The organism is Amycolatopsis sp. NPDC102389 (assembly GCF_044765885.1).
GTDB lineage: Bacteria > Actinomycetota > Actinomycetes > Mycobacteriales > Pseudonocardiaceae > Amycolatopsis.
In genome coordinates, this window is the sequence record NZ_JBIWKX010000038.1 from 17,525 (window position 1) to 43,775 (window position 26,251).

A 26,251-nucleotide genomic window follows, 5' to 3' on the forward strand; every position below is an offset into this window, starting at 1 on the left:
GGGCGGTTTCATGTGCGGTGAAGAAGCTGAGCGGTTCCACTCTCGACGGACGCTCCTGCGAGGCGCGGCGACGGCGGCGGTCGCGGTCGGCGCGGCGGTAGCCCTGCCGAGCGTGGCCAGTGCCGCCACCGAGGCGGAGACACAGGGGGCCGGCCACCACGGTCGGGGCCGGGTCCCGGTGGACAAGATCAGCATCCAGCTCTACTCCCTGCGCACCGCGCTGCAGGCCGATCTGCCGGGAACCCTGTCCGCGCTGGCGGACATCGGCTACCGGAAGGTCGAACTGGCGGGCACCTACGGCCGCACGGCCGAGGAGTTCCGCGGTCTGCTGGACAAGAACCACATCAAGGCGACGTCCACGCACGTCGGCATCGACGGTGACCTCGACAAGACCATCGCGGACGCGAAGATCCTCGGGAACACCCGCGCCAACGTGCCGTGGGCGAACTTCGACACCCTCGACGGCTGGAAGCAGTTCGCCGGGCGGATGGACACGGCAGCAAGGCTTTTCCACAAGTTTAAAATCCCGCTGGGGTACCACAACCACGCGCACGAGTTCGCGCCCATCGACGGCGTTCGCCCGTATGACGTGCTCACCAGGAACACGAACCCGCGTTACGTGCACCTGGAGATCGACCTGTTCTGGGCGGTGGAAGGCGGGATGGACCCGGTTTCGCTGTACCGGCGGCACTGTCCGCGCGTGGTGCAGTACCACGTCAAGGACCGGACCGCGGCCGGCGAGATGGTCGACCCCGGCAAGGGCGTCATCGACTTCCCGGACATTTTCCGCCACACCCGTCCCCATCTCGCCGAATACATCGTCGAGCACGACAACCCCACGGATCCCCTGAGCACCGCCCAGACCGGATTCACCTATCTCCGTAACGTCCGCTTCTAGCCGGGGAATCCACAATGGACAACAAGAAACGCGGGCTGTCCCGCAGATCGATGCTCGCGGGCACCGCGGCCGGGGTGATCGCCCCGGTCGTGGTGTCGGCGAGCGCCGGCTCGGCACCGGCCGCCGCGGCGGGGATGACCCGCAACATCACCGTCTACGCCGACTACGTTCCCGGCTCGACCCGGGTCGGTTACGGGCTCGAGCCCGGCAAGCCGACGATCCCCGGGCCGCTCCTGGAGTGCTACGAGGGTGACACGCTGGTGATCGAGCTGGTCAACAACACCGACCAGCGCCTCTCGATCCACCCGCACGGCGTCAACTACGACACCAAATCCGACGGCTCGCCGTTCAACGATTCCTTCAACAAGCCCTACGAGACCAAGACCTACACCTGGAAGACCCGGACGGCGTATCAGGCGGCCAACGGTTTCTGGATGCCCGGCAGCGCGGGGTACTGGCACTACCACGATCACGCGTTCGGCGGCGACCATGGCACGGCAGGCCTGATGAAGGGCCTTTACGGTGGCTTGATCGTGCGTAAGCGCGGGGATCTGTTGCCCAGCAAGCAGTTCACCGTGGTGTTCACCGAAATGTGGATCAACCACCAGGTCGCCCCGAACACACCGATCTTCGAGGCGAACCTCGGCGAACGCGTCGAGTTCATCTGCATCGGGCACGGCAACCTGATGCACACCTTCCACCTGCACGCGCACCGCTGGGCGGACACCCGCACCGGCATGCTCACCAGCGCGACCGACAACGCCCCGATCCTCGACAACAAGACCCTGGACCCCGGCAACTCCTTCGGGTTCCAGGTGATCGCCGGTGACGGCGTCGGGCCGGGCGCGTGGATGTACCACTGCCACGTCCAGCAGCATTCGGATGACGGCATGTCCGGGGTGTTCCTGGTCCGCAACGCCGACGGCGGGATGCCCGCGGGTGCCCAGGAGGCGATCGACCGCTTCAAGGGACATCAGCACACCACCACGTCCACGCCGAACGCCACCGGCGCCTCGGCCCACCACCACTAGTCTTGAAAGGAGCGAGAACTTGAGACGAGTCTTTTCGCAACGTCGGCTCCGCAGACGTTCGCTGGCCGCGCTCGCGGTCGGCGCCGTCGTCACCTCCGGGCTTCCGCTGGCCATCGCACCGGTGACCGCCGAAGCCGCGACGAACGTCCCGGTCAACGTCCTGGTCTTCCACGGCACCGCCGCGGACCAGAAGGACCCCGTCCTGCGCGCCACGGACGCGATCGCGAGCCTGGGGCAGGCCAACGGGATCTCCGTTTCGTCCTCTTCGGACCCCGCGGTGTTCACGCAGGCGAACCTCGCGAAGTACCGCGGCGTCGTTTTCCTTTCCGCGCAGGGCATCACGCTCAACCGTGACCAGGAAACGTCGCTGCAGAACTACATGAAGGCGGGCGGCGGCTTCCTCGGCCTGTCGGACGCCGCGCGGGCCCAGGACGGTTCGCAGTGGTTCTCCGGACTGATCGGCGCCCGTCCGGTCGGGGCGCGTCCCACCCCGGAGGCGGTCGCCTCGGTCACCGCGAGCGCGGAGAACGCGCCCAACGAGAGCAAGGAAAAGCTCGCCGACAACAACGAGAACACCAAGTGGCTGGCGTTCCAGCCGACCGGCTGGGTCGCCTACAAGATGGCCGCCCCGGTCGCCGTGAGCAGCTACGACCTCGTGTCGGCGAACGACTTCCCCGGGCGTGACCCCAAGAGCTGGACCCTGCAGGGCTCGAACGACGGGACGACGTGGACCGATCTGGACACTCGCACCAACGAGACGTTCGCCGACCGGTTCGTGAGCCGCAAGTTCACCTTCGCCAACACCACGGCGTACGCGAATTACCGGCTGAACATCACCGCCAACGCGGGTGAACCGCTCATCCAGCTGGCGGATTTCAAGCTGTACAAGGACAACTCGACCACCCCGCCGCCCCCAGAGCCCGACCCGGCCCAGGCCACGGTCGACGTCCTCGACAAGGCGAACCCCGCCACGGCGGGCCTCCCGCAGAAGTGGGTCCGCACCGACCGGTGGCTCAACTGGGAGGTCAACCCGGTCGGCACGGTGCACACCGTCGCCCAGGTCGAGGAATCGACCTACAAGCCGGGCGTCGGCGCGAACGGCGCCTTCCACCCGATCTCGTGGTGCCGTGACTACGACGGCGGCCGCTCCTTCTACACCGGCATGGGCCGGACCGAGGCGAGCTACGGCGAAGCCCAGTTCCGCAGCCATATCCTCGGCGCGCTGAAGTGGACCACCGGCATGGTGCGCGGTGACTGCAAGGCGGGCATCGCGGCCAACTACAAGGTCGAACGCCTGACCGGGATCAACCAGCCCGGCCAGCTCGACCAGATGGGCGAGCCGCACGGGCTCACCATCGCGCCGAACGGCCGCGTCTTCTACATCGGCCGCGCCGCCTGCGCCGGCAACGTCGTGCCCGCGCCGAACGACTGGACCAACCCCGAGATCGGCGCCGGCTGCGGCACGATCCACCAGTGGGATCCGGTCACCAAGAAGCCGAAGCTGCTCACCACGCTGAAGGTGATGGGCAACCGCGGCAGCGGCGACGAACTGGTGAAGAACGAGGAAGGCCTCCTCGGTCTCGTTCTGGACCCGAAGTTCAGCGAGAACGGCTTCATGTACGCCTACTGGATGCCGCACGAGTCGGTCGACATCGACAAGCGGATCGGCAAGCGCACGGTCTCGCGGTTCACCTACGACCTGAAGAACCAGACGCTGGACCAGGCGACCCGCAAGGACCTGCTGTCGTGGGACGTCCAGGTCCACAGCTGCTGCCACGCCGGCGGCGGGATGGACTTCGACAAGGACGGGAACCTCTACATCGGTTCCGGCGACAGCAACTCGTCGCAGGGCTCCAACGGGTACTCCGGCAACAACTGGACCCAGGACTACAAGGGCGTCTCGTTCCAGGACGCGCGCCGCACCGCCGGTAACACCAACGACCTCAACGGCAAGATCCTGCGGATCCACCCGGAGCCGGACGGTACCTACACCAACCCGGCGGGCAACCTGTTCCCCGAGGCGAACGACCCCGGGAACAAGACCAGGCCCGAGATCTACGTGATGGGCGTGCGGAACATCTCGCGTCTGCAAGTCGACAAGAAGACCAACTGGCTGACCGCCGCGTGGGTCGGCCCGGACGCGACCTCGCCGAGCCCGGAACTCGGCCCGGCCAAGTACGAGACGGCCACGGTCATCACCGAGGCGGGTAACCACGGCTGGCCGTACTGCATGGGCAACAAGCAGCCGTACCGCGACCGCAGCAGCACGGACGCCGCGGTGCTCACCGGCTGGTACGACTGCGACAACCCGGTCAACACCTCGCCGCGCAACACCGGCCTGGTGAACCTGCCGCCGATCAAGAAGAACATGATCTGGTACGCGCCGGACGGCGGCGGACCGGTGTTCCCCAACCGGCCCAACAGCTCCGTCCCGACGTACAACGCGGCCGAGGCGACCTACACGCAGCCCTACCTCAAGGGCGGCGGCCAGGCGGTCATGACCGGGCCGACGTATCACCGCGAACTGGTCAACACCAACAGCGGTGTCGCGTGGCCTTCCTACTGGAACGACAAGTGGTTCATCGGTGACCAGAGCAACGGGCAGAACCGGATCGCGGTCACCCTCGACCCGAACGGCGTCGCGAAGCAGGATCCGCCGGTGTTCGCCGAGACCGTGCGGCAGATCATCCCGACCGGCGGTGGCGACACCAAGCTGAACCAGTGGATGGACGCCAAATTCGGTCCGGACGGCGCGCTGTACGTGCTCGACTACGGCGGCGGCTTCTTCACCCTGACCAACAACCAGAAGCTGCTGAAGATCAGCTACACCGGCGGCGAGGCGACCCCGTCCGCGGCCGCGATGTCGACGATGGTGCAGAACAAGCCGCTCACCGCGGCCTTCACCGGGTCGAAGTCCGGCGGCGTCTCCTACAAGTGGGAGTTCGGCGACGGCACGATCTCGACCCAGCCCGACCCGCGGCACACCTACCCGCGCACGGGGCTGTACACCGCCAAGCTGACCGTGACCTACGCGGACGGCGAGACGGTGACCACGCGGAACTCGGTCAGCGTCGGCTGTCTCGTGGCGGATTCCAGCCCCACGGTGACCATCGGCGACACCGATACCGGGGTGACCAACCGGAACGCGGGTGGCGGCTGCACGGTCGACGACATGATCGACGACGAGAGCACGTGGACCTCCCACGCCGGTTTCGTCAACCACGTCACCCAGGCCGTGGACCGGCTGGGCGATCTCGGGGTGCTGAACGCGGCCGAGTCGGACAAGATCAACGCCGCGGCCGCCGCGTCGCCCATCGGCAACAAGGGCGTCACCGGCTACGACGCGATCTACGACGGCACGCAGGAATCGTTCCGCAACTGGTCGCAGGCGCCGTCCGGGCAGTTCGCCATCCAGCCGGACGGGTCACTGCGACCGTCGGGCGGGCTCGGCATGCTGTGGTACTCGGCACGGCAGTTCGGCAACTTCTCGGTGAAGCTGCAGTTCAAGGACATCGCGCCGAGCGGCAGTGCCAACAGCGGTGTGTTCGTCCGGTTCCCGGATCCGCGGACCCCGCTGGAGCAGCGTCCGCCGGGCAGCTGTGGCACGGTCGGGTCGGCGAGGACGTCGCAGGCCTGGGTCGCGATCTACTGTGGACACGAAGTCCAGCTGTACGACGGGGCCACCGGTGAACCGCAGAAGACCGGGTCGATCTACAACTTCGACCCGCGTCCGCTGGACCAGGCGGGTGTGAAGCCGAAGGGGACCTGGAACGAGTACGAGGTCAAGGTCGTCGGGCAGAAGTACACGATCATCCGCAACGGCGTCGTGATCAACGAGTTCGAGAACGCGCCGGGTATCCAGTCGACGCGGGCGGGCGATCCGTCCACCGACTTCCGGCAGTTCGTCAGCGGGTTCATCGGTCTGCAGAACCACAGTGACAACGACCTGATGGAGTTCCGCAACGTCCGGGTGCGGCAGCTGTAGCGCGAAAGCCGGCCGGGCGCGCGGGTTTCGCGTGCCCGGCCGGTCTCCCTTGTACGGAAGGTTTCCCTGCGATGTCCCCAAGAACCCTCGTCGTGGCCCTGGTGGCCGCGACACTCGCGCTGGCGGGCCTGGTGTTACCGGGCTCGTCCGCCCCCGCCTCCGCCGCCCCCGTCCAGACCCTGGAATGGACCGCGGGCGACAGCACCGACCAGTACCTCAGCGCGCCCACCACCGCGGTGGCCGGTGAGACCACGATCGTCTTCAAGAACACCGAAGAACTCGGCTCGACGATGTCGCACACGCTGACGTTCGACACCGAGACCCCGGGCTACAACCACGACGTCAACCTCAACATCCTCGCCAACCCCTACGACGACAAGAACGGCGTGCACGAGGCCACGGTCACGCTGACCCCGGGCAAGTACCGGTACCACTGCACGATCCAGGGCCACACCAAGATGGTCGGCGAGTTCGTCGTCACCGACGGCGGCGGAGCCGACACCACTCCGCCGACCGTGACCGCGAACGTGACCGGCACCAAGGACACCGCCGGGAACTACGTCGGTTCCGCGACGGTGAACCTCGCCGCTTCGGACAGTCAGTCCGGTGTGGACAAGGTCGAGTACCAGCTCGACGGCGGTGCCTGGACCGCGTACACGGCTCCCGTGGTGGTCTCCGCCGCCGGCTCGCACATGGTCCACCACCGGGCTTCGGACAAGGCCGGAAACGTTTCCCCGGAAGGGATGTCGTCGTTCACCGTCGTCACCGGACAGCCCGGCGACACGACACCGCCGACGGTGACTTCCGAGGTGACGGGGACCAAGGACGGCGCGGGCAACTACCTCGACACCGCCACGGTGAAGCTCACCGCCACCGACGCGGGCTCCGGCGTCGACAAGGTCGAGTACAAAGTGGACGAAGGCGCGTGGACCGCGTACACCGCTCCGGTCGCGGTCTCCGCGCCCGGGATGCACATGGTGTCCTATCGCGCTTCGGACAAGGCGGGCAACGTCTCGCCGGAGGGCATGGCACATTTCACGATCATCAGCAGTGACACCACCGCGCCGACGGTGACTTCCGAGGTGACCGGGACCAAGGACACCGCCGGGAACTACGTCGGCAAGGCGACCGTGACCCTCACGGCGACCGACGCCGGTTCGGGTGTCGGCAAGGTCGAGTACCAGTTGGACGGTGGCCCGTGGCTGACGTACTCCGCGCCGCTCGCGCTGACCGTCGTCGGCGCGCACACGGTGAAGTACCGCGCCACCGACAAGGCGGGCAACGTCTCGGCCGAAGGCACGGCGACGTTCACCATCGTCGAAGGCGACGACAGCACCGCGCCGGTCGTCTCGGTGGTGGTGAGCGGTGATCTGGACGGAAGCTGGTCGTACATCGAGGACGCGACCATCAACCTGACCGCGACGGACACCGGGTCCGGAGTGGACAAGATCGAGTACAAACTGGACGGTGGGGCCTGGACGGTCTACACCGCGCCGGTGAAGGTGACCGCGCTCGGCACGCACACGCTGACCTACCGCGCGTCGGACAAGGCGGGCAACGTCTCGGCGGAACAGGGCGGCGCGTTCACCATCGTCGCCGCGCCGCCGGGCCCGGACGCCTGCCCGGACTCCGACGTCCGGGACACCGTGATCCTCGGCACGGCGGACAGCCAGGTCGAGAACCGGGACACCGGTGACGGCTGCACGATCAACGACGTGATCGACGACGAGTCGGACTACTCGTCGAACGACCAGTTCGTGACCTACGTGCGGGCCGTGACCCAGGAACTCCTCGACGGCGAGCTCATCTCGTCCGACGAGCGGAACCTGATCGTCACGGCGGCCATCGACTCCGGCATCGGCGGCTCGACAGCGGAACCGGAGCCGGAGCCCGGCAAGACGAAGAAGCCGGAGACGAAGAACCCCGGCATGAAGAAGACCGTGAAGACGCCGATCCGGGACGTCTGAGCGAAAGTCGGTTACCTTTCTCGCGTCGCGCTCGTCATGTCCATGACGGGTTCGGCGCGAGAAAGGTATCCACATGACCGGCGAAGCCCTGGCCAGCGCGTTCGAGGAGCAGCGCGGCCGTCTGGTGGCCGTGGCCCAGCGGATGCTCGGCTCCCGCACGGACGCCGAGGACGCGGTCCAGGAGGCATGGCTGCGCCTCGCCCGCCAGGACGCCGGCACGATCGACAACCTGTCCGGCTGGCTGACCACCGTCGTCGGCCGCGTCTGCATCGACGTCCTGCGCTCCCGCAAGACGCGTCCCGAAGAGTCCTACGACGAGCCGCCCGAGCTGCTGGTGCTCGAAGACTCGCCGGAAGAAGACGCGCTGCTCGCCGAATCGGTCGGGGTGGCGCTGGTCGTGGTGCTCGACACCCTCGGCCCGGCCGAGCGGCTGGCGTTCGTGCTGCACGACCTGTTCGCGGTCTCGTTCGCCGAGATCGGCGAGATCCTCGGAAAGTCCGCGGACGCGGCCAAGATGCTCGCCAGCCGGGCTCGCCGGAAGGTGCGGGGACAGCGTCCGGCCGACGAGCCGCGCCAGCGAGCCGTCGTCGACGCGTTCCTCGCGGCCGCGCGCGAAGGGGACTTCGAGGGACTGCTGGAGATGCTCGACCCCGACGTGACGTGGCGCTCGCAGAGCCGGCACGGCGAGATCGTGCGGCTGGGCGCGGCCGAGGTCGCCACCCGGGTCCAGCGGGGCGCCCGCGCCGTGGCGACCGTGCGCCCCGCGCTGGTCGGCGGCAAACCCGGCGTCGTGACCTGGGACAAGCGCGGCAGGCTGGGTGGCGTGATGGCGTGCACGATCGTCGACGGGCGCATCGTCGCGATCGATTCCGTGAGTGACCCGCGTCGCCTCGCGGCCATGGGTGTTACCTCTCTCGAGGCTCCCTCGTCGAAGTAAGTGAACACCGACGAGAAGGAGAAAACCCATGCAGGCAAGGCTGGAAGTCTTCAAGACCGCTCTCGCGCCGAAGCTGGTGAAGCACCTCGTCGCGGCGGGAAGGGTCCTCGAAGGCAGTGAACTCCCTGCTGCGACAAGGGAACTGGTGAACATCCGGGCCAGCCAGATCAACGGTTGCGCCGGTTGTCTCGACATGCACACCAAGGACGCCGCGGCGGCGGGGGAGACGACCGTCCGGTTGAACCTGGTCGCGTGTTGGCGGGAGGCGACGGTCTTCACCGAGGCCGAGCGCGCCGCGCTGGAACTCACCGAGGCGGGCTGCCGGATCGCCGACAGCGGCGGTGTCACCGACGAGGTGTGGCAGGCCGCCGCCAAGCACTACGACGACGAGCAGCTCATGGCGCTGGTGACCCAGATCGCGCTCATCAACGCCTTCAACCGGCTGAACGTCATCACCCGGCAGCCGGCGGGTGACTACACGCCGGGCCAGTTCGCGGGGCATTGATGGAGACCGCGCTGTGGATCGTCGCCGGTCTGCTGGCCGTCATGTATCTCGTGTCCGGCGTTGGGAAACTGTTCCTGCGAAGGGAAACGATCGCCGGAGTGGCTTCGGCCGCGGGATGGGTGCTGGATTTCGGCCCCGGCACGGTGAAGTTCATCGGGGTGGTCGAGATCCTGGGCGCGATCGGCCTGGTCGTCCCCGCGCTGCTCGACATCGCGCCGGGACTCGTGCCGCTGGCCGCGCTGGGGCTGGCGCTGGTGATGGCGGGCGCCGTGGTCGTGCGGCTGCGTCGCCGCGAGCCCATGGTCGCGTTGCTGGACCTGGGATACCTCGCGCTGTGCGCTTTCGTCGCCATCGGACGCGCCTGAAGTACATGAAGGCCCCCATCCTTGCGCCTGGGTACAGGATGGGGGCCTTCAGGTACTTACGAGATCAGGTGCGCTGTTTCGCCCGTCCGAGGATGCGGCGACGACCGTGGCCGTTGGTGCGTTCCTCGTGCAGTTCCTTCAGCGACAACATCATCGCGTCTTCCTGCTTCATCAGCGGGTCGTTGCGCAGGTCCTTCCAGACCGACACGCACAACCCGACCATCACGAACACGAACGGCACCGCGATCAGGATGGTGAGATTCTGCAACCCGGTCAGCGCCTTGTCCCCGCCGACCAGCAGCATCACCGCCGCGACGGCGCCCATCAGCACGCCCCAGAAGATGACGACACCCTTCTTCGGGTGCACGCTTCCGCGCTGGGACAAGGTGCCCATGACCACCGACGCCGCGTCCGCACCGGAGACGAAGAAGATGGACACCAGGATCATCACCAGGATCGCGATCGGGACGAACCACGGCAGGGTCTCGAGCAGTTCGAACGTCGCCGACTGGGCACTGCCCGCGCCCGCGATGTCCGTCCCGGCCCGCTGCCTGCTGATCGCCGCGCCGCCGAAGATCGCGAACCAGATCAGGCTCACGATGCTCGGGATCGCGATGACACCGAAGATGAACTGCCGGATGGTGCGGCCGCGCGAGATCCGCGCGATGAACATGCCGACGAAGGGCGTCCACGAGATCCACCACGCCCAGTAGAAGACCGTCCAGCCGCCGAGCCAGGTCTGCATCTCCTCGCCACCGGTCATCCCGGTACGGCCGGACATCTCCGCCAGCTCGCGGAAGTAGTCGCCGATCGCGCCGGGCACGATGTTGAGGATCAGCACGGTCGGCCCGACCACCAGCACGAACACCGCGAGCACCGCGGCGAGCACCATGTTGATGTTGGACAGCCACTGGATTCCCTTGGCCACCCCGGACACCGCCGACGCGATGAACGCGATGGTGAGGATCGCGATGATCGCGACCAGCAGGCCCTTGCCCGGGTCGTCGATCCAGCCGACGGCGCCCATGCCGCCACCGACCTGGAGCGCGCCGAGGCCCAGCGAAGCGGCCGAACCGAACAGGGTCGCGAAGATCGCCATGATGTCGATCGCCTTGCCCAGCGGGCCTTCCGTGCGCCGCTTGCCGATCAGCGGCGCGAACACCGAACTGATCAGCTGGCTGCGGCCCTTGCGGAAGGTGCTGTAGGCGATCGCGAGGCCGACGACGGCGTAGATCGCCCACGGGTGCACGGTCCAGTGGAACAACGTCGTCGCCATCGCGGTGTGGACGGCTTCGTCGGAGTTCGGTGCCGCGGTGCCCGGGGGCGGGCTCGCGAGGTGGGAGACCGGTTCGTACACACCGAAGAACATCAGGCCGATGCCCATGCCCGCGCTGAACATCATCGCGATCCACGACGACGTCCGGAATTCGGGCAGTTCCTTGTCTCCGCCCAGCGGGATCCGGCCGTAGCGGCTTATGGCCAGACAGACCGCGAAGAGCACGAAACCGCTCGCGGTCAGTACGAAAGCCCAACCGCCGTAAGGGATCACGGCGTCGTTCAGCAGGGTCGACGCGACACTCGCCAGGTTTTCCGGGGCCAGCACGCCCCAGACGATGATCGCGAGCGCGAGCACCGCCGCGACACCGAACACGGTCCGGTCGGTCTCCGCGGGTCGGTCGGCGGCGAGGTCGAGCGGGACGTGCTCATCGGGCGGATGCCCCGGACCCGTCGTGTCCGGCGCGTGGGCGAGGTCCGACGCGGTCTCCGCGACGACCTCTTCTTCCGCTTGTTTACCGTCCTGCGAACTCATGTTCAGACACGCGCCGACGACGGCGCGATCTCCTTCCGCCCGAGTTAACCCGTTTGCACCACTGCACCCTAACCAGAAAACTGGTAACCGGCAGAAAATGCGGGCGAAGAGGTTTAAACCGGTGATTGCGGGCCTGACCTGGGTGGATGGAGGCCTTCGCCGTCGATCTCGGCGGGGAACGTGTCGCTCGTGACACCGGTGGTCAGGAGCTCGGGCCGAGTTTCTCGCAGAGAGCCCTGCTGAACTGCGGTTCCTTGGCGAGGATTTCCTCGCAGCCCTCGGTTTCGACGCTCGTCACCGCCTGCCATCCCTCGGGCACCCAGCGGTAGAGCACGCGCAAGGACGGGCTTCGGTAGAAGTTCGTGCGGTCGACGACGAGCCACTGCTGGTCGCAGGCGCGCGTGTTGGTGTCGACGGCCTCGCCGCGGGTCTGCGCGATCCAGGCGGGCCCGCAGTGATCGGCGGGCGGGTCGCAGCCCAGCGCGCCGCAGTGACCCCAGGTGCCGTCCCGCAGTTTGTTCCAGGGGGCGTCTCCCGAGTTGAGCATCAGCGTCCGGCTCGCGATCGGGGCCGAGGCGGTGAGCTTGATCTCGGACGGCACGGTGTCCCGGCAGTCGGCGGCTCCGGCAGTGACGACGACGTTCGCGTAGATGGTGCTGTTCTCTTCGATCAGGCCTTCGATCCGCGGCTCATGGCCGCAGTTCGGGAGCCGCACCTGGAGCAGGAGGGTGCGGTCGTCCGGGCCCGTGCGGACGCCCGTGGTCGTGACGGTCAAGGTCGCCTCGGGGAGCACCGCTTCGGCGGAAGGACGCGGTGCCGGGTTCTTCGGTACAGAGCTCGTCGGTACGGGGCTCGTCGGCGCCGGAGCCGTGTCCGCGTAAGGAATGTCGGCCGCCAGCACGGTGGCGAAGAGTGCTCCGCCGCCGAGCAGTACGGCCGCGCTCCACAGGACAAGACGTCGTCTGCCGGCCATCAAACCCCCAGTTTCGAGGGAGTTTAGACCGCGGCGCCCCCTCTCCAGAAGGGCCGGCCGAGCGGATCGCCGCCGGCGTTGTCCGGGCGGCCCTGCCGCGCGTGATTGCGCTCCAGCAGGTAGGTGACGAGGGCGATCAGGGCGAGGGTGACGATGAGTGCGGTCATGGCAGTAAGTTTGCGCCGCTCGACATCCTGCCAAAAGTGGCAGTTCTGTCGTTGTGCGACAAAATCCTGCCAGCTATGCTCCGGGCATGCTGAAAAGCGTCGCTGTGGTGCTGCTGGACGACTTCGCCCCCTTCGAATTCGGCGTCGTCTGCGAGGTGTTCGGCTACGACCGCACCGATGACGGAGTGCCACTGCTCGACTTCCGCGTGTGCGGGGAGCGGGCAGGGGAGCCGCTCAGCCTCGGCCACGGTGTCAAGGTCACCCCGGAACACGGTCTCGAAGCGACCGGGGACGCGGACCTCGTCGTCGTCCCCGCTTGCGACGTGCGCGACGAATACCCGCCGGCGGTGCTCGAAGCGCTCCGTGCGGTTTCGGCGCGGGGAGCGACGCTGCTTTCGGTCTGCACCGGCGCGTTCGTTCTCGGCGCCGCGGGCCTGCTCGACGGGCGGCGGTGCACGAACCACTGGCGGCACAGCACGAGGTTCCGGAAGCGCTTCCCGCAGGCTCAGCTGGATCCGGACGTCCTCTTCGTCGACGACGGCGACATCATCACCAGCGCCGGAACGGCCGCCGGCATCGACGCGTGCCTCCATCTGATCCGGCGCGAACTCGGCTCCGCCGCGGCCACCGCGATCGCCCGGCACATGGTGGTGCCGCCGCAACGGGAAGGCGGGCAACGCCAGTTCGTCGAGGTGCCGATCCCGGAGTGCACCGGGGACAGCCTGCAGCCGGTGCTCACCTGGATGCTCGACACCATCGACCACGAACATCCCGTCGCCGACCTGGCCCGCCGGGCCCGGATGTCCGAGCGCACCTTCGCCCGCAAGTTCGTCGCGGAGACGGGCACCACGCCGCACCGATGGCTTTCGACGCAACGGGTTCTGCACGCGAGGTCCCTGCTGGAGGAGACGTCGATGAGCATCGACGAGGTCGCGCGCCGCTGCGGCTTCGGCTCAGGAGCCTTGCTGCGTCACCATTTCCACAAGGTCGTCGGTGTTTCCCCGCAGGACTATCGCCGAACCTTCGCGCCGCAGCGCGTTTGACGCTCGCCCTACTCCTTCGGCGCCTTGTTGAACAGGCCGAGGGATTGTGCGAAGGCCGCACCGCCCGCCAGCAAGACGAGCGGCAACGTCTTGGCCCAGAACGCGCCGACGTCGAGCGAGATGAGCAACGCGAGCAGCCCGCCCGCCAGTGCGGCCAGGACGAGCATTCCGAGTGCGAGGCGGGGTTTCGAGACCATGTGTCCTCCAAGACGGGTTCGGAAGAGCAAGCCTCGTGAGGGTTTCGATCGGAAACGAGGTCATTTTTGCCGCGTGGTCGAAGCCGGCGCGAGTTTGCGCCGCGGCCGGATCCGGGCATAGGATCAGGGCAGTCGTACAGGACGAACGCCCTAGGAGATGACGGTGGCAGGATCCCCGGCCGCGGCGCGTGGCAGGCTCGTTCGGCAACGGTTGCTCGAAGCGGCTGTCGCGCTCGTGCCCGAACTCGGCTGGTCCGCGGTCAGTACGCGGATCCTGGCCGAGCGCGCGGGGGTCACACCGAGCGTCGTGCACTACCACTTCCCGTCGCTGCAGGCATTGATGATCGAGGCCGTGCTCGGTGCGATGCGCGAAGTCGCGGTCGCTTTCGAGCCGGCGCTGGAAACCGTCGAGACGCCCGTGGACGCGGTGGACGCGCTGCTGGCGTCGGTCGGCGAATACTCCGGCACCGACCCGATGTCGTTGCTGTTCGCCGAGGCCTACCTCGCCGCGACCCGCGACGACACCTTGCGCCAAGGCATCCGTGACCTGCTCGCCGACCTGCGCACGAGGTTCGGCGGCTGGCTGGCGGAGCGGGGGGTGGCCGACGCCGAAGACACGGCGGCGGTGCTCCTCGCCGCGGTGGACGGGCTGCTGTTGCATCGGGCGCTCGGACCGGAGTCCGGCCGGATCGTCTCTCCGGCCGTCCTGCGCAGGCTGGTCGGCTGAACGAACGGGAGGAACCCCATGAAGGTGGCGATCTGCGGTGCCGGGATCACCGGCCTGGCGCTGGCGCACCGGCTCGCGACGCTGGACGTCGAGGTCGTGGTGCTGGAACGGGCCGCGGGCCCACGGGAGCAGGGCTACATGATCGACTTCTTCGGCCCCGGCTTCGACGCGGTCGAGGAGATGGGCCTGCTGCCACAGGTCGAGGAGTCGGCGTATCAGGTGGACGAGGCGAGCTTGCTGGACGAGCGCGGCCGTCGCCGGGCGGCGATCGACTACGTCCAGTTCGCCAAATCGGTGCGGGGGCGGCTCTGCAGCATCATGCGTCCGGATCTGGAACGTGTCCTGCGCACCGGGCTTCCGTCCACGGTGGACGTCAGATTCGGTGCCGGGGTCACCGGAGTAGAGGACCTCGGCGACCGGGTGCGGGTCACGCTGGCGGACGGCGAGACGCTCGAAGCCGATCTGCTGGTCGGGGCGGACGGGATCCATTCGACCGTGCGGCGGCTGGTGTTCGGTGAAGAGAGCCTGTTCTTGCATCATCTCGGGTTCCATACGGCGGCCTTCGTTTTCGAGGACGAGGAGATTCGTGCGCGGGTGGGGGAGCGGTTCTGCCTGACCGACACCATCGGGATGCAGATGGGTTTCTACGGTCTCCGCGACGGCAAGCTCGCTGCGTTCGCCGTGCACCGCACGACGGATCCGGCCCTGCCGGCCGACGCGCGAGCGGCGCTGCGCGAGACCTACGGCTCGCTCGGCTGGGCGGTGCCGAAAGCGCTCGATCTGTGTCCGCCTTCCGACGAGGTGTACTACGACCAGGTCGCGCAGATCGAGATGCCTTCCTGGAGCCGTGGGCGGGTCGTGCTCGTCGGCGATTCCTGTTACGCCGTCTCCCTTCTCGCCGGGCAGGGTGCTTCGCTGGGGATCGCGGGCGCCTTCGTGCTGGCCGAACAGCTCACCCGGGCACCCTCGATCGAGACCGCGCTCGCGGAGTACGAGCGCCTGGTCCGCCCGGTGGTGACCGAGAAGCAGCAAGTCGCCCGCCGGGGCGCGCGATGGTTCCTGCCCGCCAACCGTTTCCTGCTCCTGGCGCGCCGGGCGTTCCTGCACATGGCTCGGCTTCCGGGACTCGAACGAACGCTCGCGGCCGCCGTCACGGGGAAGTCGACGGCGTTGGTGACGAACTTGAAGCGCGGGGCCGAGATCCGGAGCCGGTGACTTTTGGGCACGGCGCTGCATGGTTCGGCGACGTTCTGTCGCGTCGAGGACCGGCGACTCGGTTTCGGAAGGTGCATGGGCTGGCCTATGTCCGTAGGTGCATGGTGTTGCGCCTCGGTGTCCCGGTCGGGTCGAGGTAAGCGGGCGGAGTGAATTCCGGTAGCCCGTCTTGGGAGATCCGGACCTTCCAATCACTGCGGTGGATCAGCCGGTGATGCCTCGTGCATAACAGCACGAGATTGTCGATCTTCGTTTCGCCGTGGTGCCGCCAAAAAACAATGTGATGAGCCGTGCACCGGGGCACGGGCATGTCACAGCCCGGGAACGCGCAGCCGCCATCGCGGATGGTCAACGCGTACTTCTGCGCCAGCGACACGGTCCGTTTCGACCGGCCGATGTCCAACGGCTCGCCCGCCGTGCCGAGAACACCGGGCCGCACGCGGGCGTCGCAGGCAAGGATGCGGGCATCAGTGGCACTGATCGGCCCCACCAGGTCCAGGTGGGCTTCACCGATGTCCCGCATCAGGTCGTCGTAGGACATGGTGATGAGGATGTGCGTCGCCTCACCCGCTTGGCCGGGAAGATTACGGCTGGTGGTCTTCAACCGCACGTAGTCGGTGAAAGCATCCCCGAAGCGCTCATCCTGAGTACGGGGGTCCCGCACCCCGTCGATGGCCTTGTGCGGTTTGGCCATCGGGTCCAGGTCGGACTTCAACCGAGCGTAGGTTTCCAGGTCAAGCCTCGCCTTGAGACCCAAGGTGCCGTCGCGGTGCTTCACGAACCGCAACTCCGGCCGGGTCTCTTTCGGATCCTCGTTACGGGGCTCTTTCCCGTCGGGGTCGAGTTTGTCCAGCAGGCGGCGTCCGGCACGGGCGATCTGCTTCGGCCCCGCACGCCGGGCCAGCTCGACCAGGATTTTCTCCCCGCCCCGCACCTTCTCGTCCGGCACGGTCGACGGAATCCGCGCGAGCGTCGTGATGATCGCGTCGATCTGGCCACCGCCGATCGCACCCTCCGCCGCAGCCTCGGCCGTCAACGGCGCCAAGGGTGGTTCGGGGTCCCCACCAATAGACGGACTGGGATGCAGCGCCAGCACGCGGTCGGCGCGGGCACTGGCTTCTTTGTCCGAGACCAGGAAGTCTTCGAGAATCAGGCCGGTCAACGTCGCATGTCCCGAACAGCCGCGCACGCCGCGGGAATTGATTTCCGCGAGGATCGCGTTCTGCTCGGCATCCAGTTGGCGTTTCAGGACTTCGAGTTCCTGTTTACGGGCGTGCAGCGTGGCCGTGTCGACGCGCCACCACTCGGTGCGTGTCGTCGGGGAGGTGTTGTCGCTGGCCACGGGATCAACGTTACGCCGTGTCGAACACCTGTGCTATAGCATATTCAGACTATAGGCGGCTTCAAGTGGTCAGTGAGCCATCCGGGCCAGGTAAAAGCTTGTTGAAGACTTCGGTGGGTATGAGTCAACCGAGTGTTTTCGCGTGATACTTGCCGATGATGAGGTCGCATTCCCTTAAGCCGGCGCCGATCGGTCGTCAGCCTCGGCGCTTCGCCTGCGGGAACAGCGTCTGCCAGATCGTTTCGAAACGGCGTCTCAACAGAAGGAGAGGCCTGCGCCTTTGCGATAACCGAAAATCGGTCGTCCAGCGCTAACCCGAGCACCTTCGCGTGAACGTCGCGATAACGCCGGTGTAGTCGTACGAAACCGCGATAACGCCATCATCGGTGACCACCGGCCTCCCGAACGCCCCGTCGGGGTCGGTGAGCAGCGTGTGCGTGAGCGCGCCGTTTTCCCAGACACCGACCGCGTACTGCTTGTCGGCGGTCCGGTAGGTGCCGGAGGTCAGCGTGCCCGAATCGACCACGGATTCCCGCGCCCGCACGTCCAGCCTGCGCACGAGCTGCCCGGCGGTGTCCCATTCGACCGTCACGAACTTGCCGTCCTCATAGACCTCGCCGGAGATGCGGCCGCCGCGGAAGGCGTCCACGTAGTCGGTCTTCAACGACAGCTCGGTCAGCGACCCGCCGGCTTCGCGGACGAAGTAGGCGCGTCGCTGCCCTTCGGCGCGGATGAGGATCCGGCCCTGCTCGTCGATGTCGACGGGGCTCACGTACGAGTAGACCGCCGGGTCGGGATTGATCACCAGCGCCGTGCCGGGGGCGGAAGCGGGCCACAGCACCAGTTCGAAGGTGTCCGCGAATCTCGAGGCCATGCCGACGATGTCGCCTGCGTCGTTGATCGCCTTGGCCCGCCCGGCCCGATATCCCTGCGGCAGCGGCAACTGTTCGTACCGCCCGTTCCGGTGGACGACGGCGCCGTTCTCGAACGAGTCGACGATCGTGGTGCCGACCGACACTCCCGAAGCGTTGATGTCCTTCAACATGGTCTGGTGGCCGAACGCCTGACCCAGGACCTCGGCGGTCCCGCCATGCCATCGGACGCCGTCGGTGGTCGAGCCGCTGCCGACGAACCAGCCGCCGTTCGCGGCGCCGCTGATGTATCCCGTGGTGCTCCCGGCGGGCAGCGGCAGGGTGCCCGGTGTCCAGGCGCAGCCGGTGTCCGCACTCGCGGTGCCGGTGCTCAGGCCGGCGAACACCAGGGCCGCGGTCAGGATGATCTTGGTCGTGCGCGTCATGTGCGGAACGCTAGGCGCGGAGAGCGCCGGTGTTCCACGTCAGATGACACACAACCCGTGATCACCAGGTGGGACGCGCGGAGACGCCTCCGTCCACGGTGAGGTTGTGCCCGGTGATCCACGACGCGAGCGGCGAGGCGAGGAACAGGCAGGCGTTCGCGACGTCGCCGGGGGTGCCGAGCCTGGTCAAGGGCGCGGCCTGTCGCCAGCGGCGGACGCCCTCGGGCCAGGCGTCGCCGAGGCCGGGGCGGTCGATCAGGCCGGGGGACACGGCGTTGACGCGGAGGCCTCGCGGGCCGTATTCGAGTGCGGCGGCGCGGGCGTGCATGACCAGGGCGGCTTTCGCGCTGCTGTAGTGCGCGTGCCCCGGCGCGGGCTGGGCCGCTTCGATCGAGGCGATGTGGATGACGCTCCCGCCGTCCATCACTTCGGCCGCGGCTTGGGTACACGAGAACGCGCTGGTGAGGTTCGCGTCGAGGACGGCGCGCCAGCTCTCCGCCGACACCTCCGGCAGGGGTTCGATCGGCTGGATACCGGCGTTGTTGACCAGGGTGTCCAGCCGGCCGGTCCAGGCGGCGACGGCGGCCACGAGCCGCCGGCATTCGCCGTCGTCGGTGAGGTCGGCGGCGAACGTCCGGGCGGTGCCGCCCACCTCCTGGATCCGCTCGGCGACGGCGAGCGCCGAGGCCTCGTCGCGGTGGTAGTGCACGGCGACGGCGCTCCCCGCCTCGGCGAAGCGCACGGCGATGCCGCGGCCGATCCCGCCGCCGGCCCCGGTGACGAGGGTGGTGGTGCCGGTCAGGTCGAGCATCGAGGTCCTTTCAGGCGGGCCGATCCGCAGGTACGGCGTCAGGGCGCTTCCTCAGCGCCAGCACACCCGCGACGGCGATGAAGGTCAGACCCACGAGGACATAGCAGTTTCCGAGCCACTGCTGAGCGGTCGACCAGGTCTGGCCGGGCCGGTCGAAGGCCGGGAAGTACCGGAACGGTGCCGCGACGAAGATCGTGGCGACGACGCCGGTGACGGCGAGCCAGGCCGCCGCCCGGCGTCGATCCCGGCGATGGAGCACCACGCAGGCGGCCGTGGTGAACAGTGCCGGGGCGATCCACACCCAGTGATGTGACCACGACGTCGGCGAGATGAGCAGGGCGAACGTCGCGTTCAGCAGCAGCGCCCGCACCGGCGCCGAGCGGTACATGGTCACCGTCACCAGCACCAGCAGCACGCCGGTGAGGACGATCCACAGCGGTTTCGCCGCGGACTCGAAGCCGAACCGCGCCAGCACGGCCTGCAGGGTCTGGTTGGTGTGGAACGAGGTGCCGCTGATCCCGGACGCGCCGGCGAGCCCGCCGAACCAGTAGCGCGCGGAGGCCTCCGGCGCGACCGCGAACGCGACGGCCGAGGCGGCCACGAACGTGCCCAACGCGGTCAGCGCGCCGCGGAAGTCCTTGCGCACCAGGAAGAACAGCAGGAACGCCATCGGTGTCAGCTTGATCGCGGCCGCGAGACCGACGCCGATACCCCGGTAGCGGCCCCGTGCCAGCAGGCAGTCTGCGGCGACCAGGCCCATCAGCAGGAGATTGATCTGGCCGAAGCCGAGTGTCTGGCGCACCGGCTCGAGGAAGAGCGCCGGGGTGATCGCCAGCGACGCGACGAGCAGTGCCTTCCGCCGGTCTCCCGACGGCCACAACGATCGAGTGATCCCGTAGAAGGTGATCCCCAGCGCGGCAAGGCTGAGCGCGAACAGCAGGAGCACGGCGCCGCTCCATGGCAATAGTGCCAACGGGGTGAGCACCAGCGCGGCGAACGGCGGATAGATGAACAGCAGGGGGATGCCGGCCTCGGAAAGCGGCAAGGCGCCGTAGAGGTCGCCGCCGTTCCACAGGGTGTCGACGCCGAAGCGGTAGATTTCGAGGTCGCTGTGGGAATCGCCCGTCGTCGCCCAGGCCACGAGACAGGCCAGCGCCACTGCGGCGAACGCGCCGAGCGACCACCGGGCCCGACCGCGCGACTTGGTGGGAGACATCGCGTGGTGACCCTTCGGACGTGCGTCGATGATCTCGACTGTACCGGGCGGGCGAGAAGCGACTTCCGTCGGCAGTCACCGCACCCGCATTGGTCTAGACTTTTCTTTCCCAGCGTGGTGAAAGGGACCGGTCCATGCGCGGAACGACGGTGTTGCCGAGGACGCCTTGCCTGAAACCGAAGGCGGGGGAATTGCCACTGCATCGGCTGGAGGTCCGCGCGCCGGACGCCCTGCCGTTCACGGTCGGCACCTTCGACACGATCGGGCCGATGTCGCGGGCGGCGTTCCCGCATCGGCACACCTTCTACGAAATCGTCCATGTCACCGGCGGTACCGGCGACCACGTCATCGATTTCACCCGCTGGGAATTGGGGCCGCCACAACTCGCGGTCATAACGCCGGGGCAGGTGCATCATTGGGATGCCCGTGATCTCAGCGGATTCGTCGTGTTGTTCACCGACGATTTCCTGCTCGAACATCCGTCGGATCGCGAAACCCTGCGAAGGCTCAGCCAGCAGCCGTGGCGGCTCGACGAACGCGCGGCCGAGGAGACGGCACGGCTGGTCGCCGAACTCGACGAGGAATTCCGTTGCGGCGGCCAGGGTACCGATTCGGTGCTGCGCTCCCTGATGCACGTGCTGATCGTGCGGGCGGGACGGCTGCCGGGCCTGGCGGATCCGCGTCCGCCCGCCAGGGCGCAGGCGGTGGGCACGGAATTCGCCCGGTTGCTCGGCCGTCCCGATCTCGGATTGTGGTCGGTCGGCGCGCTCGCGGAACGTATCGGGGTCACGCCGGGATATCTCACCGACGCGGTGAAAACGGCGACCGGCCGCACCGCGGCACAACTGATGCGCGAGGCGCGGACAAGAGAGGCGAAACGGTTCCTGCTCGGCACGGATCTCACCGTGCGGCAGGTCGCCAGCCGCGTCGGTTTCGCGGATCCCGCGTATTTCTGCCGGTTCTTCCGGCGGGAAACGGGGTTGAGCCCCGGTGATTACCGCCGGACCGGAGACGCGCCCCCGGAGATTCACCACGACTGACCAAGTCAGTCCATCGTCCGCCGCTGATCTTCTCCATACCGTCGAGGGTGATTCCCGAAGCCCCCACGAGGAGCAGGTATGGACGAAGAAAACAAGCTCAGCCGCAAGACTGTGCTGAAGGCCGCGATCGCCGCGGGTGTGGCGGCTCCGGTCGCGTTGATCGGCGGTCCCGCGCTCGCGCGCACCACCGTCGCGACCGGTCAGGCACCCGCGCTGACCCCGTACTGTGACGACGGGGACGACCCGACCATTCCGCAGACCGAAGGTCCTTACTTCAAGCCGAATTCCCCGCAGCGCACCTCGCTCGTCACGCCGGGTACGCCGGGAACGAGGCTCACCGTGTCCGGCTACGTGTTCGGGCTCGGCTGTCTGCCGATCGCGCGGGCGCTGCTGGACTTCTGGCAGGCGGACGTCAACGGCGCCTACGACAACGTGGGGTACACCTTCCGCGGTCACCAGTTCACGAACGACCAGGGCGCCTTCTCGCTGAGCACGATCGTGCCCGGCCTGTACCCCGGCCGTACGCGGCACATCCACGTCAAGGTCCAGGCCCCCGGCAGGCCGGTGCTGACCACGCAGCTCTACTTCCCCAACGAGCCGCGCAACAACACCGACACGATCTTCGACCCGCGGCTGCTGATGACCGTGCGGGACGCGGGCACGGCCAAGGAGGCAGCGTTCGACTTCGTGCTGAACGTGCCGCAGACGCCGACGTCGACCCGGCCGACGACCTCGAATCCGACGACCTCCAACCCGCCCACTTCGACCTCCAACCCGCCCGGCGGGACGACCTGGGCGGCGGGAACCGGCTATTCCGCGGGCGCCCGGGTCACCTACAGCGGCCGCGGTTACGTGTGCTTGCAGGCGCATACGGCCCAGCCCGGCTGGGAGCCGCCGTCGACACCCGCGTTGTGGCGCGCGGAGTGACGAGCAGCCGCTGCGGAGGGAGATAAGAGGCGGGTGGACTCCCGCCGCCGGGACCCACACTCCGGCGGCGGGGTCCACCCGCTTTTCGCGGGGTGGGGAAAACCCCACCCCAAGTAGGAGCTTTACTGCAGCGCGCCGACCCCCGGCCGCGGACGATGATCGACTTCGACATCGGAGCGAAGGGGTGAGCGGTATGAAGGACAGCCGGAAGCGGTGGGGGAGACGGGGAGTGGTCGCCGCCGCGGTGGTGATGGCGGGAGCGGTGCTCGCTCCCATGGCGAGTCCGGCGTTCGCGGCGGAGACGACGTCGGCCTGGTGGGATCCGGTGCGGTCGCTGGACCGGGCGGCGTATCCGCTGCGCTCGACCGAGCCCGGCCGGAACACCGCCGATCTCCGGGCGCTGGGCGGGATGATCGGCGGCGCGAAGGTGGTCGGCCTCGGCGAGGCGACCCACGGCTCCCACGAGTTCTTCACCATGAAGGAGCGGGTGTTCCGCTATCTCGTCGAGGAGAAGGGGTTCCGGGCGTTCGCGCTGGAGCTCAGCTGGTCCGCCGGCCTGGAGATCGACGAGTACATCCAGACCGGGCGCGGCGACGCCCGTGAGATCGCGAAGCGCACGCTGGCCGGGTCCCCGTGGGACCGCGAGGAGTTCGTCAGCCTGATCCGGTGGATGCGAGATCACAACCGCGCGCATCCGGATCGCACGGTGCACTTCGTCGGCGACGACCTCGGCGCGCCTTCGGTGAACGACGCGTTCTTCGCGCGGATCACCGACTACGTGCGCCAACATCACCCGGAGGCGCTGCCCCGGCTCAACGAGCTGTACACGGGGCTGCGCCCGATCGACGACGCGTTCGTCTACCTGCGCAAGCCCCTCGACGAGCGGCTGCGGCTCGCGACACAGGCGGAGAAGGCCTTCGAGCTGGTCAAGGGCCTGACCGGTGCGGACGCCTACGGCTGGACCGAGCAGCACGCCCGGTTCGTCGCGCAGACCGCCCGCTTCCTCGCCGTCGACCTCACGGATCCGAAGGGGCTGCCCACCTCTCAGATCCTGCGCGACCAGGCCATGGCGCAGAACGTCGCCTGGTGGCAGCGGCGGACCGGCCACAAGATCCTGCTCTCCGCGCACAACGCCCACGTCGCGTACGTTCCCGACCTCCCGGAGAGCTACCCGAAGACCCAAGGCGCGTTCCTGCGCGAGACGCTGGGCCGGGACTACCTGCCGATCGGGTTCAGCTTCGACCGCGGTTCCTTCCTGTCGAGGGACAAGGCGCTCGAGGGCGATTGGAAGCCCTTCTCCGTCCCCGCCGCGCCGTCCGGCTCGAACGAGCACACCCTCGACCAGGTCCGTTTCGAAGACTTCTATCTCGACGTCCGCACCGCTCCGCCGTCCGCCCGGACCTGGCTGGACACCGCCCGGCCCACCCGCACCATCGGCACGGTGTTCCCCGTCGATCTCGCGGCCATCTCGCTCGGGCGCTCCTACGACGTCGTCATCCACCTGCACGACGTCCGCCAGGCCGATCTGAGAAGGTAGTGACGTCGCGCCCGTTTAGGGGTTTTTAACCCGGTTTTCCTGGCGTGCCGCGGCGGATCTCGGTAGTAGTCGAAGTGTTCCGGTACCCCCTGTTCCAGTACCCAGCGGAGGAAAATCCCTGATGTTCAAACGGATGCTCAGCGCCTTCGGGGTCGGCGGCCCGTCCGTCGACACCGTGCTCGACTCGCCGCACGCCGTGCCCGGCGAGGTGATCACCGGCCAGGTCCGCATCCAGGGCGGTTCGAGCGACGCCCAGATCGAGGAGATCCTGCTTTCGCTGGTCACCCGGGTCGAGGTCGAGCGCGGCGATCACGAGCGCGCCGGGACCGCGGAGTTCCTGCGGGTCAGCGCGGGCCACAAGGTGAAGGTGACGGCGGGACAGCTGACGACGATCCCGTTCCGGATCGCCCTGCCGTGGGAGACGCCGATCAGCGCGGTGGGCGGGCGTGAGCTGCCGGGCATGGTCGTCGGCGTGCGCACCGAACTCGTCATCGCCGGCGCGCCGGACAAGGGCGACCTCGACCCGGTGCTCGTCGGGCCGCTGGAATCGCAGGACCGGGTGCTGGAGGCGTTCGGCGAGCTGGGCTTCTCCTTCCGCAGCGCCGACGTCGAAGCCGGGCAGTTGCACGGTGTCCGGCAGGAGCTCGGGTTCTTCCAGGAGATCGAGTTCTTCCCGCCCTCGCGCTACGCCGGCCGCGTCAGCCAGGTGGAGCTGACGTTCGTCGCGAGCCCGGACGACCTCGTGGTGGTGCTGGAGGCGGACCGGCGTGGCGGCATGTTCCGCTCCGGCGGTGACTCCTTCGGCCGCTTCCACGTCTCGCACGAGGAGGCGCTGCGCACCGACTGGGCCGCGGCCATCGACGGCTGGCTGGCCAAGGTCGCCGAATCCGGCGGTGGGCACGCCATGTTCGGCGGGCACCAGGAGCACTACGGCCACGACTACGAGCACCACGGACATCACGGACAGCACGGCCACCACGGCAGGCGCGGTCCGGGGATGGGCGGCATGGTCGCCGGCGCCGCGGCCGGGGTGGTCGGCGGCATGATCCTCGGCGAGGTCATGGAGGACGTCTTCGACGGTGGCGACGAGGGCTTCGAGGAGTGATCCGGCTCCTGGGCACACCGGCTCCGGCGTGCCCAGGAGTCACTTCGCGGTCAAGGGAGACAAAGCGGCGTCGACCGCGTCGGTGAGCCGGCGTGGATCCTTCTCCGCCCTGGCCACCACGTGCAGGCCCTGCATGACGACGAGCAGGAGCCGTGCCTGCGCCCCGCAGTCGATGTCGGGGCGGACCTCTCCGGAGCGCTGGGCGGCTTCGAGTCCTTGCGCGATACCGGTTTCCAGCGCCTCGAATCCACTGTGGACGATCTTTTCGGCGGCTTCGTCGGCGGGTAGCAGTTCGGCGGCGGTGTTGCCCAGCAGGCAGCCGCGTCCCGGGTGCTCCCGCGCCGCTTCCAGGACGCTGAGCAGAAGTTCGCGCAGATGCGTGAGAACGGGACCTTCGGTGAGCGTGGCCGCCTGACTTTCGGCACCGCCCGCGTAGCGTTCCAGTGCCCGCAGGAAAAGGGCGTGCTTGTCGCCGTACGCGGCGTACAGGCTTCCCGGCAGGATCCCGAGTTCCTCCTTCAGATCCCGCATCGACGTGGCCGTGTAGCCCCGCCGCCAGAAGACCTCGAGCGCTCCTCCGATCACCTGGTCCTCATCGAAGGACCGCGGCCTTCCCGTGCGTGACATGGTCGCATCCTACGACTTCTTGACAGTGCGTTCAAGAAGTGTACGTTGACTTCTTGTCCAAGCGTTCAATAAGTCCATCCGAGGAGTTTCCGTGGGGCGTCTCTTCTTGCACATCAACGTTTCGCTGGACGGCTACATCGCCGACAGCGCGGGCGATATCGACTGGGGGTTCGCCGACGACGAGTTTCAGACGCACATCGACGAATTGCTGGAGTCGATCTGCCGAAGTACGTCCTGTCACGCACGCTCCGTGCCACCTCCTGGCACAACTCGCACCTGGTCGAAGACGCCTCCGCGCTCGCCGATCTCGAAGGCGACATCGCCCTCTTCGCTGGGGGAGGGGCCGCGACTGCCGCTGCCCGGCTCGGGTTGCTCGACGAAGTCCGGCTCGTGGTGAACCCGGTGCTCCTCGGCGGTGGGACGCGACTCTTCGATGGTGAGTACGCGAAGACGGCTTTCACGCTCGTCGATGATCGCCGGTTCGCTTCGGGTGCGCTGCTGCTCACCTACGCCGTCGAGGCGGGGTAGC

The 26,251-nt window shown here is 68.0% G+C and carries 24 protein-coding genes; 15 read left to right on the plus strand and 9 right to left on the minus strand.

Annotated elements, in window-relative coordinates:
- Positions 1–10: 10 nt before the first annotated feature.
- From ACIRGA_RS27650 to ACIRGA_RS27680, 7 genes are all read left to right on the plus strand, one after another.
- Positions 11–898: a sugar phosphate isomerase/epimerase family protein gene (locus ACIRGA_RS27650; RefSeq protein ID WP_400946047.1), complete on the plus strand. Its 888-nt coding sequence runs from the start codon at positions 11–13 to the stop codon at positions 896–898.
- 14 nt (positions 899–912) lie between these two features.
- Positions 913–1,929, plus strand: coding sequence for a multicopper oxidase domain-containing protein (locus ACIRGA_RS27655; protein WP_063274000.1), 1,017 nt, complete (start codon positions 913–915; stop codon positions 1,927–1,929).
- A gap of 19 nt (positions 1,930–1,948) precedes the next feature.
- Positions 1,949–5,914: a ThuA domain-containing protein gene (locus tag ACIRGA_RS27660; RefSeq protein WP_400946052.1), complete on the plus strand. Its 3,966-nt coding sequence runs from the start codon at positions 1,949–1,951 to the stop codon at positions 5,912–5,914.
- A gap of 71 nt (positions 5,915–5,985) precedes the next feature.
- Positions 5,986–7,881 (plus strand): OmpL47-type beta-barrel domain-containing protein, encoded by a 1,896-nt coding sequence (locus tag ACIRGA_RS27665; RefSeq protein WP_400946055.1) that lies wholly within the window; start codon positions 5,986–5,988, stop codon positions 7,879–7,881.
- 73 nt (positions 7,882–7,954) lie between these two features.
- Positions 7,955–8,818, plus strand: coding sequence for a sigma-70 family RNA polymerase sigma factor (locus tag ACIRGA_RS27670; protein WP_400946058.1), 864 nt, complete (start codon positions 7,955–7,957; stop codon positions 8,816–8,818).
- A 28-nt stretch (positions 8,819–8,846) separates the two neighbouring features.
- A complete protein-coding gene (locus ACIRGA_RS27675; protein ID WP_400946061.1) occupies positions 8,847–9,323 on the plus strand; it encodes a carboxymuconolactone decarboxylase family protein in 477 nt (158 codons plus the stop codon).
- Complete coding sequence (locus ACIRGA_RS27680) at positions 9,323–9,688, plus strand: DoxX family protein (protein WP_400946064.1); 366 nt, start codon at positions 9,323–9,325, stop codon at positions 9,686–9,688. The genes ACIRGA_RS27675 and ACIRGA_RS27680 overlap by 1 nt, the downstream gene beginning before the upstream one ends.
- A gap of 64 nt (positions 9,689–9,752) precedes the next feature.
- Here the strand turns inward: ACIRGA_RS27680 and ACIRGA_RS27685 are convergent, their stop codons facing one another.
- The 3 genes from ACIRGA_RS27685 to ACIRGA_RS27695 form a co-directional block, all read right to left on the minus strand.
- On the minus strand, positions 9,753–11,498 hold the full coding sequence (locus ACIRGA_RS27685; protein ID WP_400946066.1) for a BCCT family transporter: 1,746 nt from the start codon (positions 11,496–11,498) through the stop codon (positions 9,753–9,755).
- Positions 11,499–11,700: 202 nt separating this feature from the next.
- A complete protein-coding gene (locus ACIRGA_RS27690; protein ID WP_400946069.1) occupies positions 11,701–12,471 on the minus strand; it encodes a hypothetical protein in 771 nt (256 codons plus the stop codon).
- Between the two features lie 23 nt (positions 12,472–12,494).
- A complete protein-coding gene (locus ACIRGA_RS27695; protein WP_400946072.1) occupies positions 12,495–12,638 on the minus strand; it encodes a hypothetical protein in 144 nt (47 codons plus the stop codon).
- An 86-nt stretch (positions 12,639–12,724) separates the two neighbouring features.
- Here ACIRGA_RS27695 and ACIRGA_RS27700 point away from each other — a divergent pair, with 86 nt between their 5' ends.
- A complete protein-coding gene (locus tag ACIRGA_RS27700) occupies positions 12,725–13,681 on the plus strand; it encodes a GlxA family transcriptional regulator (protein WP_400946075.1) in 957 nt (318 codons plus the stop codon).
- 8 nt (positions 13,682–13,689) lie between these two features.
- On the opposite strand, the gene ACIRGA_RS27705 is transcribed toward ACIRGA_RS27700, so the two are convergent.
- The gene (locus tag ACIRGA_RS27705) at positions 13,690–13,878 is read right to left on the minus strand and encodes a hypothetical protein (RefSeq protein WP_400946078.1); all 189 of its coding nucleotides are present in this window, start codon (positions 13,876–13,878) and stop codon (positions 13,690–13,692) included.
- Positions 13,879–14,035: 157 nt separating this feature from the next.
- Between ACIRGA_RS27705 and ACIRGA_RS27710 the strand changes: the two genes are divergently transcribed.
- Positions 14,036–14,605, plus strand: a complete 570-nt coding sequence (locus ACIRGA_RS27710) for a TetR/AcrR family transcriptional regulator (RefSeq protein ID WP_400946081.1) — start codon at positions 14,036–14,038, stop codon at positions 14,603–14,605.
- A gap of 18 nt (positions 14,606–14,623) precedes the next feature.
- Positions 14,624–15,820 (plus strand): FAD-dependent monooxygenase, encoded by a 1,197-nt coding sequence (locus ACIRGA_RS27715; protein WP_400946084.1) that lies wholly within the window; start codon positions 14,624–14,626, stop codon positions 15,818–15,820.
- An 85-nt stretch (positions 15,821–15,905) separates the two neighbouring features.
- Here ACIRGA_RS27715 and ACIRGA_RS27720 read toward each other — a convergent pair whose 3' ends face one another.
- The 4 genes from ACIRGA_RS27720 to ACIRGA_RS27735 form a co-directional block, all read right to left on the minus strand.
- Entirely contained in the window at positions 15,906–17,162 is a 1,257-nt protein-coding gene (locus tag ACIRGA_RS27720) for a DUF222 domain-containing protein (RefSeq protein ID WP_400946087.1), read from the minus strand.
- Positions 17,163–17,472: 310 nt separating this feature from the next.
- On the minus strand, positions 17,473–18,459 hold the full coding sequence (locus tag ACIRGA_RS27725; RefSeq protein WP_400946089.1) for a hypothetical protein: 987 nt from the start codon (positions 18,457–18,459) through the stop codon (positions 17,473–17,475).
- Positions 18,460–18,520: 61 nt separating this feature from the next.
- Positions 18,521–19,270, minus strand: a complete 750-nt coding sequence (locus tag ACIRGA_RS27730; RefSeq protein ID WP_400946091.1) for an SDR family NAD(P)-dependent oxidoreductase — start codon at positions 19,268–19,270, stop codon at positions 18,521–18,523.
- A gap of 10 nt (positions 19,271–19,280) precedes the next feature.
- On the minus strand, positions 19,281–20,486 hold the full coding sequence (locus tag ACIRGA_RS27735; protein ID WP_400946094.1) for a glycosyltransferase 87 family protein: 1,206 nt from the start codon (positions 20,484–20,486) through the stop codon (positions 19,281–19,283).
- Positions 20,487–20,620: 134 nt separating this feature from the next.
- Here ACIRGA_RS27735 and ACIRGA_RS27740 point away from each other — a divergent pair, with 134 nt between their 5' ends.
- From ACIRGA_RS27740 to ACIRGA_RS27755, 4 genes are all read left to right on the plus strand, one after another.
- Complete coding sequence (locus ACIRGA_RS27740; RefSeq protein WP_400946096.1) at positions 20,621–21,526, plus strand: AraC family transcriptional regulator; 906 nt, start codon at positions 20,621–20,623, stop codon at positions 21,524–21,526.
- Positions 21,527–21,604: 78 nt separating this feature from the next.
- On the plus strand, positions 21,605–22,453 hold the full coding sequence (locus tag ACIRGA_RS27745; RefSeq protein ID WP_400946098.1) for a carbohydrate-binding protein: 849 nt from the start codon (positions 21,605–21,607) through the stop codon (positions 22,451–22,453).
- Positions 22,454–22,646: 193 nt separating this feature from the next.
- Entirely contained in the window at positions 22,647–23,990 is a 1,344-nt protein-coding gene (locus ACIRGA_RS27750; RefSeq protein WP_400946100.1) for an erythromycin esterase family protein, read from the plus strand.
- Positions 23,991–24,111: 121 nt separating this feature from the next.
- A complete protein-coding gene (locus ACIRGA_RS27755) occupies positions 24,112–25,095 on the plus strand; it encodes a sporulation protein (RefSeq protein WP_400946102.1) in 984 nt (327 codons plus the stop codon).
- A 39-nt stretch (positions 25,096–25,134) separates the two neighbouring features.
- On the opposite strand, the gene ACIRGA_RS27760 is transcribed toward ACIRGA_RS27755, so the two are convergent.
- The gene (locus ACIRGA_RS27760) at positions 25,135–25,722 is read right to left on the minus strand and encodes a TetR/AcrR family transcriptional regulator (protein WP_400946104.1); all 588 of its coding nucleotides are present in this window, start codon (positions 25,720–25,722) and stop codon (positions 25,135–25,137) included.
- 276 nt (positions 25,723–25,998) lie between these two features.
- On the opposite strand from ACIRGA_RS27760, the gene ACIRGA_RS27765 reads away from it, so the two are divergent.
- Positions 25,999–26,250, plus strand: a complete 252-nt coding sequence (locus ACIRGA_RS27765) for a dihydrofolate reductase family protein (protein WP_400946176.1) — start codon at positions 25,999–26,001, stop codon at positions 26,248–26,250.
- The last annotated feature ends 1 nt before the right edge of the window (position 26,251 follow it).